This window comes from Nonomuraea sp. NPDC001684 (genome assembly GCF_053596515.1).
Genome location: NZ_JBSFGJ010000017.1, coordinates 49,099 through 56,858, shown reverse-complemented (window position 1 = coordinate 56,858; position 7,760 = coordinate 49,099). Strand labels below are relative to the sequence as shown.

The 7,760-nt window shown below is 70.4% G+C and carries 8 protein-coding genes; 7 read left to right on the top strand and 1 reads right to left on the bottom strand.

Annotation, left to right across the window (positions count from 1 at the left end; genetic code table 11):
• Positions 1 to 9 precede the first annotated feature (9 nt).
• Positions 10 to 645 carry a response regulator transcription factor gene (locus ACWCSD_RS06160; RefSeq protein WP_358283423.1) on the top strand — a complete coding sequence of 212 codons (636 nt, stop codon included), beginning with the start codon at positions 10 to 12 and terminating at the stop codon, positions 643 to 645.
• A 40-nt stretch (positions 646 to 685) separates the two neighbouring features.
• On the opposite strand, the gene ACWCSD_RS06155 is transcribed toward ACWCSD_RS06160, so the two are convergent.
• Positions 686 to 1,765, bottom strand: coding sequence for a hypothetical protein (locus ACWCSD_RS06155; protein ID WP_449913332.1), 1,080 nt, complete (start codon positions 1,763 to 1,765; stop codon positions 686 to 688).
• Between the two features lie 220 nt (positions 1,766 to 1,985).
• Between ACWCSD_RS06155 and rpmE the strand changes: the two genes are divergently transcribed.
• The 6 genes from rpmE (at position 1,986) to ACWCSD_RS06125 (ending at position 7,752) form a co-directional block, all read left to right on the top strand.
• The gene (rpmE, locus tag ACWCSD_RS06150) at positions 1,986 to 2,204 is read left to right on the top strand and encodes a 50S ribosomal protein L31 (RefSeq protein WP_352320396.1); all 219 of its coding nucleotides are present in this window, start codon (positions 1,986 to 1,988) and stop codon (positions 2,202 to 2,204) included.
• Positions 2,205 to 2,289: 85 nt separating this feature from the next.
• Positions 2,290 to 3,342, top strand: coding sequence for a peptide chain release factor 1 (gene prfA, locus ACWCSD_RS06145; protein WP_358283426.1), 1,053 nt, complete (start codon positions 2,290 to 2,292; stop codon positions 3,340 to 3,342).
• A complete protein-coding gene (gene prmC, locus ACWCSD_RS06140; protein WP_352320399.1) occupies positions 3,339 to 4,193 on the top strand; it encodes a peptide chain release factor N(5)-glutamine methyltransferase in 855 nt (284 codons plus the stop codon). Before prfA ends, prmC begins: the two co-directional genes overlap by 4 nt.
• 10 nt (positions 4,194 to 4,203) lie before the next feature.
• On the top strand, positions 4,204 to 4,851 hold the full coding sequence (locus ACWCSD_RS06135) for an L-threonylcarbamoyladenylate synthase (RefSeq protein ID WP_364324825.1): 648 nt from the start codon (positions 4,204 to 4,206) through the stop codon (positions 4,849 to 4,851).
• 88 nt (positions 4,852 to 4,939) lie between these two features.
• Entirely contained in the window at positions 4,940 to 7,378 is a 2,439-nt protein-coding gene (locus ACWCSD_RS06130; RefSeq protein ID WP_449913330.1) for a hypothetical protein, read from the top strand.
• A complete protein-coding gene (locus ACWCSD_RS06125; protein ID WP_352349993.1) occupies positions 7,378 to 7,752 on the top strand; it encodes a hypothetical protein in 375 nt (124 codons plus the stop codon). Before ACWCSD_RS06130 ends, ACWCSD_RS06125 begins: the two co-directional genes overlap by 1 nt.
• Positions 7,753 to 7,760: the final 8 nt, after the last annotated feature.

The following is a 7,760-nucleotide window of genomic DNA, read 5'->3' as shown; positions in this document are numbered from 1 at the left end:
CATGTGCACATGCGCGTGGTCATCGCCGAGGATTCCGTACTGTTGCGCGAGGGGCTGGCGCGGTTGCTCGCCGACGGCGGTTTCGAGACCGTCGCGGCGGTCTCCGACGGGCCCGCGCTGGTGGCCGCCGTCCAGGAACACGAGCCCGACCTGGCGATCGTCGACGTGCGCATGCCGCCCACCCACACCGACGAGGGGCTGAAGGCGGCGCTGAGGGTCCGCGAGGCCAGGCCCGACTTCCCGATCCTGGTCCTGTCCCAGTACGTCGAGGAGCGCTACGCGGGCGAGCTGATCGGCAAGGCCGTCGGCTACCTGCTGAAGGAGCGGGTGGCCGACGTGGCCGAGTTCATGGAGGCGGTGCGCGAGGTGGCGGCGGGCGGCACGGTGATCGATCCGGAGGTCGTCGTGCAACTGCTCAGCCGCAGGCGCAGGGGTGCGCCGCTCGACCTGCTCTCCCCCCGGGAGCGCGAGGTCCTGGCGCTGATGGCCGAGGGCCGCTCCAACACCGCGATCGCCTCCAGGCTGGTCGTCACCGAAGGGGCGGTGGAGAAACACGTGTCCGGCATCTTCGCCAAGCTGGCCCTCGGGCCCGCGCCCGAGGACCATCGGCGGGTTCTCGCCGTTTTGACGTATCTGGGTCGCTGATACGGCCTGCACCCGGGGTTGGGGATGCGGGCCGTACCCGCTACCTCACGTCCACGAACTCCTGCGGCGACAGGGAGGTGCGCGTCTTGCTCGTGCCGGGCACCTTGACCTGGAAGTAGCCGTCCTTCTTGGCCTTGAAGGTCTTGCTGTACTTGCCGGTCGAGGTGGCCTTGGCGTACCCCATGAACTTGTACGTCTTGGTGCCCTTGGCCTTGAAGTACACCTCGACGACCTTGTTCTTGTACGCCTTGGCGCCGCGGTAGACCTTGCCGTAGACCTTGAACGCGCGGCCCTTGGTGACCTTGTTCGGGGCCGAGATCGTCACCCTGGTCTTGGCCTTCTTGGACGCGCCGCCGGTGGGGGCGACGACCGAGAAGGACGCCTCGCCCTTGAGCGTCTGGCCGCTGCGGGTGGCGTACACCTCCAGGGTCCAGGCGCCCTCGGTGGTGTCGTCGGTGAAGTACGTGACGCCGCGGTAGTAGCTGTCCGACTCCTTGGCCAGCTCACCGAGGTCGTAGTACTCGCTGGTGGTGTCGCTGACGAGCTTGGCCGAGACCGTGCCCGCGTCCTTCACCGTCGCCTCGACCGTGACCTTGGTGTCCCTGCCCTTGACGAGCTGGACGGGGTCGGGGGTGACGTTCGCGCCGGAGATGCCCTGCTTGCCGGAGACCTTGACGGTGAAGGTGCTCGGGCTGCTTCCCCCGCCCGCGCGGGCGACGTTGACGGTGAGCTTCCAGTCGCCCGCCGGGTCGTCCTTGGTGATCGTCCACTTGCCGGTGATCGTCTTGTCGGGAGCCGGCGACGGGGTGGCGGTCGGGGTGGAGGTGGAGGTGGAGGTGCTCGGCGTGAAGTCGAACGACACCGTCTTGGCCGACTTGCCGGGCGGCTCGATGGACCCGGTCACGCCGGTGACGGTGTCCGGGTTCTTGAGCTTGAGCGTGACGGTGGCGTCGACGTCCTTCTCCAGCGGGACGTACGCGCTCGCCGACGCGTCGCCCGCGAAGTCGTCCGCCAGCGCGTACGCCGAGGCCGACGCGCCGGTGGCCGAGAGACCGGCGCCTCCGAGGAGAACGGCGGCCCCCGTGGCGGCCGCGAGGAGCAGCCGCACCCTTCTCTTCATCAGTTGGATGATCCTTTGGCTAAGTCCCATTTGTGGGAAAAGTGATGGTTTGTGCGAGGGAGCCTAGTGTGGCGCGTGCGGCCGCGTCATGAAGATCGCGGGAATGCCCCATGGCCTGGGCAGGTTGCACGATCTGGCACACTGGTAGCTGACCATTTTGCGGTTCCGGTTCACGCCATGCGTGAAGGCGACCCGGCGGCCGCAGCCCGAAAGGACAGCCATGAAGCCCGACATCCACCCCGATTACCACGTGACGCAGGTCTCCTGCTCCTGCGGCAACACGTTCACGACCCGCAGCACCGCGAAGAACGGCGTCATCCACGCCGACGTGTGCTCGGCCTGCCACCCGTTCTACACGGGCAAGCAGAAGATCCTCGACACCGGCGGCCGGGTGGCTCGCTTCGAGAAGCGCTTCGGCAAGAAGGCCACGGGCAAGTAGCTTCACCGACGCCGACCCGGCCGCACCACGTGCGCCGGGTCGGCGTTGTTGGTGAAACGGCATTCAAACCACTGAAGGACCCACGGTGAACCTCGACGAGTTGCTCAAGGAGTATTCCGAGCTGGAGCTGCAGCTTGCCGACCCCGCCGTGCACGCCGACCAGAACAAGGCCCGCACACTCGGCCGGCGCTACAGCCAGCTCACCCCGATCGTCAGCACCTACCGGGAGCTCGACACGGCCCGCGAGGACCTGACGGCGGCCAAGGAACTGGCCGGCGAGGACGAGGGGTTCGCGGCCGAGGCGGCCGAGATCGAGGAGCGCATCCCGCAGCTTGAGGAGAAGCTCAAGCACCTGCTCATCCCGCGCGACCCCAACGATGACAAAGACATCATCATGGAGATCAAGGCGGGCGAGGGCGGCGAGGAGTCCGCGCTGTTCGCCGGCGACCTGCTGCGGATGTACCTGCGCTACGCCGAGCGCCTCGGCTGGAAGACCGAGATCATCGACACCCAGCCCTCCGACCTCGGCGGCTACAAAGACGTCACGGTCGGCATCAAGGCCAAGGGCGACGAGGGCGTGTGGTCCAGGCTCAAGTTCGAGGGCGGCGTCCACCGCGTGCAGCGGGTGCCCGTCACCGAGTCCCAGGGCCGCATCCACACCAGCGCCGCGGGCGTGCTGGTCTACCCGGAGGCGGAGGAGGTCGACGTCCAGATCGACCCCAACGACCTGCGTATCGACGTCTACCGCTCCAGCGGTCCCGGTGGCCAGAGCGTCAACACGACCGACTCGGCCGTGCGCATCACCCACCTGCCCACGGGCGTGGTCGTCTCCTGCCAGAACGAGAAGAGCCAGCTCCAGAACAAGGAGTCGGCGATGCGCATCCTGCGTGCCCGCCTGCTGGCCGTGGCACAGGAGCAGGCCGACGCCGCGGCGCAGGCCGAGCGCAAGTCGCAGGTCCGCACGGTCGACCGTTCCGAGCGCATCCGCACGTACAACTTTCCCGAGAACCGGATTTCCGACCACCGCGTAGGCTTCAAGGCGTATAACCTCGACCAGGTTCTCGACGGCGAGCTCAACGCCGTCACCCAGGCACTCATCGACGCCGAGATGGCGGAGAAGCTCGCACAACACTCATGACATTTCTGCTGGACGAGATCGCTCTGGCCACCGCTCGGCTCGCCGAGGCAGGTGTGCCTTCGCCGCGCACCGACGCGGAGGAGATCGCGGCGTTCGTCCACGGCGTGCGCAGGAGCGAGCTCCACACGGTCAAGGACTCCGACTTCGACGCGCTGTTCTGGGAGGGCATCGCCCGGCGCGAGGCGCGTGAGCCGCTGCAGCACATCACCGGCCACGCCTACTTCCGCTACCTGGAGCTCGCGGTCGGCCCCGGCGTGTTCGTGCCGCGGCCGGAGACCGAGGTCATGGCCGGGTGGGCGATCGAGACCCTGCGCGCCATGGACGTGACGGCGCCCCTCGTCGTCGACCTCGGCACCGGCTCGGGGGCCATCGCGCTGTCGATCGCCCAGGAGGTCGCGCTCGCCGAGGTGCACGCCGTCGAGGTCGACCCCGCGGCCTACACCTGGGCCAAGCGCAACATCTCCGAGCTGGGCCAGGGGCGTACGCACCTGCACCCGGAAGACCTCGCCGAAGCCCTTCCCGAGCTCAACGGCAAGGTCGACCTGGTGATCTCCAACCCGCCGTACATCCCGCCCGGCGCCATCCCGCGCGACCCCGAGGTCCGCGACTACGACCCCTCCCGGGCCCTCTACGGCTCCGGCGACGACGGCCTCGGCGAGGTGCGCGCGGTCGAACGCACCGCCCGCCGCCTGCTGCGTCCCGGCGGCTGGGTGGCCGTCGAACACGCCGACGAGCAGGGCAGGGCCGTCTATCTGACCTTCCCGGAGGACAACGGCTGGCGCGACGTCCGCCTGCGCCAGGACCTCACCCGAAGGGACCGCTTCGTCACGGCCAGACTCGGCCAGGACTAGGATGCACGCCGTGGGAAGACGCTTTGACTGCTCCGACCTCGACCAGCGCGCCGAGGGCCTGATCGAGGCCGCCACCGCCGTGCGCCGCGGCGAGCTGGTCGTGCTGCCGACCGACACCGTCTACGGCATCGGCGCCGACGCGTTCATGCCGCCGGCCGTCACCGCGCTGCTCGACGCCAAGGGGCGCGGCCGCGACATGCCGCCGCCCGTGCTCGTGGGCACCGTCAGAGCCGCCACAGCGCTCGTGGACGACCTCGGGCCCTACGGGCAGGATCTCATCGACGCCTTCTGGCCCGGGCCGCTCACGCTGGTCTGCAGGGCCAACAGGGCCCTTTCCTGGGACCTGGGCGACACCAAGGGCACGGTCGCCGTCCGCATGCCGCTCCACCCGGTCGCCCTCGACCTGCTCAAGGAGACCGGCCCGATGGCCGTCTCCAGCGCCAACCGCTCCGGCGCCCCCGCGGCGACGACGGCGGAGGAGGCCGAGGAGCAGCTCGGCGACTCGGTCGCGGTCTACCTCGACGGCGGCAAGACCACCGACAACACGCCCTCGACCATCCTCGACCTCACCACGGCGGTGCCCCGGATGTTGCGCCGCGGCGCGATCCCCGTCGAGAAGCTGCGCGGCATCATCGGCTACGTCGCCACCGACGACTGACGTATACCGTCTTTGCATCCCGGCTGCGGCGACGCCACGGCCGCGATTACCGTGAGTCCCGGAACGGCGACACGTCCGGGAGTGGCCCATGGGCAAGTTCGACGGCATGGATCCGCAGCTGGTCCGTGACCTGCTGACCGAGGTCAAGCACGCGTCCTCGGCGCTGCGCACGGCCGAGGACCAGGTCAGGGCGGTGCTGAGCCGTGCCGGGCTGTCCGCGCGGAGCACCCACCGTCCGGTCCAGGTGGCCGACTCCGCCGATCACATGGTCAAGGACGTCAACGCGCGGCTGGCCGTCCTGGAGAAGCGCGCCGACGGGAAGCTGGGCGACACGTCGAAGACGGGCGGCGGCGGCACGGCCGACGAGCCCAAGGAGTCGCCGGGCAGCCGCGACGACAAGTACGGCAACCCCCGCGCCGACACCCCGCCCAAGCACACCGACCCCGCCCACCCCGCCGACCCGAAGCCCACCCACCCCTCCACCCCGAAGGACCACGACCCGAAACCCACCGACCCACCCCCGAAAACCCCCGATACCAAGCCCACGGACCCGCCTGCGTCGAAAGACCACGACCCCAAGCCGACGGACCCGCCGACGCCTAAGGACCCCGACAGCAAGACCGGTGACGACGGTAAGACCGGTGACGACGGTGCCAAGGCCGACGGCGACGGGAAGGCGTGCGACGGCGCCGACAAGGACACCGGGACCAGCGGAAACGACACCAGGACCGACGACCGGACCGGTGACCGCACAGACGGCCGCAGCGACGGCAGCACCGGCGACACCCCGGCCGCCGACGACCCCAAGGCCCCCGACCAGGACAGCAGACGCGACCGGGGAGCGGAGGCCGACACCGGCACGACCAATGTCCCCGCGAAGGATCAGCCGGACGACCCGCACAAGCCCCAGGTCGTGGTGGTCGACGGCGTGAAGGTGCTCCAGGTCCCCATCGACCCGCCCACGGCCGAACAACTGGAGTCCCTGCTCAAGAACGTCGACAACGTGCAGCCCGCCGACATGCCGACCGTGCACGCCGACGGCGGTGCGGCGACGGCGGGCGGAGGCGAAGGGCTGTCGGTGCCGACAGGAGAGGGCGGCACCGACCCCTCGACGACCACCGCAGGCAACACCCCCGGCCACCACCCCGGCACCGCAACCGCCACCGGTCACCCGTACGGCACCGCAACCGCGACCGGCCACCCCTACGGCGCTGCAACGGCCGCCGGTCACCCCTATGGCACGTCAGAAGGCACGGGCGCCCACTTCGGCACCGCAGGCGACACGACCTCCCACAACGGCACCCAAGGCGATGCCGCCACCCACTCCGGCACCACCGGAGACACCTACGGCGGCCCCACCGGGGACACAGGCGCCCACCAGGGCACCCCAAGGGAGGCGGGCAACACCCACGGCACCCACGCCGACGGCGCCTCCTCCACCCCGACCCGCCCCGACGCCACCACAGGCACCGGCACCCAGCCCATCGGCGACACCGGCCGGGCCGACGGCGCACATGGCCACACGGACACCGGCACAGGCCGGGCCGACGGCCCCAGCGGCGGCGCGAACAGCGACACCGGCCGCTCCGACGGCGGCACCACGGACACCGGCCGCACTGACGGCACCGCCTGCGCCGACGACAAGGCCACGAACGGCACCCGCACCGACGCGGACACCGCCAACGGCAGCCGCGACGCCGGCAGCGGCACCGGCGGCAACACCGACGGTGGGCGCGCGGACGGCGGGCGTGGCGGCGTGGGGACCGGTGGTGGTGCGGTTGATGCTGGTCGGGCTGATGGCGGTGCCGTGAACGGTGGTCGTGACGTCGGTGGCGGGTACGGCGATGGTGGGTACGGCGATGGTGGGTACGGCGATGGTGGGTACGGCGATGGTGGGTACGGCGATGGTGGGTACGGCGATGGTGGGCGTGCTGATGGCGGCGCGGGGAACGGACGTGCCGATGGGGGCGCGGGTAACGGGCGTGCCGATGTGGGCACCGGTGGCGGCGCCGCTGATGCCGGGCGTGCTGATGGTGGCGTGGCGGACGCTGGTCGCGCCGGTGCGGACGGTGGAGCGGCGGGGCGGGGTGATGGGTCTGCTGGGGTGCGGATTCCGCCTACGGCGCCTGGGGGAGGGGCGGCCGTCTCGGCTGGAGGGGACGTCTCTGCTGGAGGGGACGTATCGGCTGGTGGTGATACAGGGCGTCATGGCGCGGCTGTTTACGGCGGCGGGGGGCATGGTGTCGAGGGGCATGGCGATGGTGGGGCGCAGGGCTTGGACGGCGGGCGGGCCGGTGGGAAGTGGGTGAGTGAAGGGGACGGGGTGGTGGCTGTGGATGTGTCCGCGGCCGGGCCGGAGGCGATCAGGACTTTGATCGACGACGTCCGCGACATTCAGCCGCTCGACATGCCGTCCGTGGAGGCTCCGCCCGGTGAGTACGGCGAGGGTGACTGGGCGCCCAGGGACATCAGGCCGGACGGTCCATCGGGTGAGGTCGATCCCGGGACGTCGGGAAGGAGCGTGTGATGTACGTCGACCCGCCCGCGCCCAGGCCCAGGAGCAGGGACGAGATGCCGCCCGTCACCGCCGCGGGCCCGCTGGACAACCAGCCGCTGGCCTACGAGTTCAACCCCGACTACGAACGTCTCGTCACCGCCTGGAACACCGTCATGCCCATGCTGGAGAAGCTCAGCACGGCCCTCGACAAGGCGTACGCGCTGGCCAAGAGCCCGCAGACGTGGGACGCGCCGGTCGGCGATCGATATGTGCAGGACATCCGGGAATGGCGGTCGAAGCTGGCTCTCTACCGTCACGCCGTGCTCACCGCGATCAGCGATCAGGCCGACGACACCCCGAGGTGGATCCCCAGCCAGACCGGCGCACCACACGCCTTCCCCTGACCTCCGAC

What these genes read in the sequence shown, in the direction of transcription:
- ACWCSD_RS06160 (WP_358283423.1), top strand. Translation starts at nt 10, where the DNA reads ATGCGCGTGGTCATCGCCGAGGATTCCGTACTGTTGCGCGAGGGGCTG.
- ACWCSD_RS06155 (WP_449913332.1), bottom strand. Translation starts at nt 1,765, where the DNA reads ATGAAGAGAAGGGTGCGGCTGCTCCTCGCGGCCGCCACGGGGGCCGCC.
- rpmE (WP_352320396.1), top strand. Translation starts at nt 1,986, where the DNA reads ATGAAGCCCGACATCCACCCCGATTACCACGTGACGCAGGTCTCCTGC.
- prmC (WP_352320399.1), top strand. Translation starts at nt 3,339, where the DNA reads ATGACATTTCTGCTGGACGAGATCGCTCTGGCCACCGCTCGGCTCGCC.
- ACWCSD_RS06130 (WP_449913330.1), top strand. Translation starts at nt 4,940, where the DNA reads ATGGGCAAGTTCGACGGCATGGATCCGCAGCTGGTCCGTGACCTGCTG.
- ACWCSD_RS06125 (WP_352349993.1), top strand. Translation starts at nt 7,378, where the DNA reads ATGTACGTCGACCCGCCCGCGCCCAGGCCCAGGAGCAGGGACGAGATG.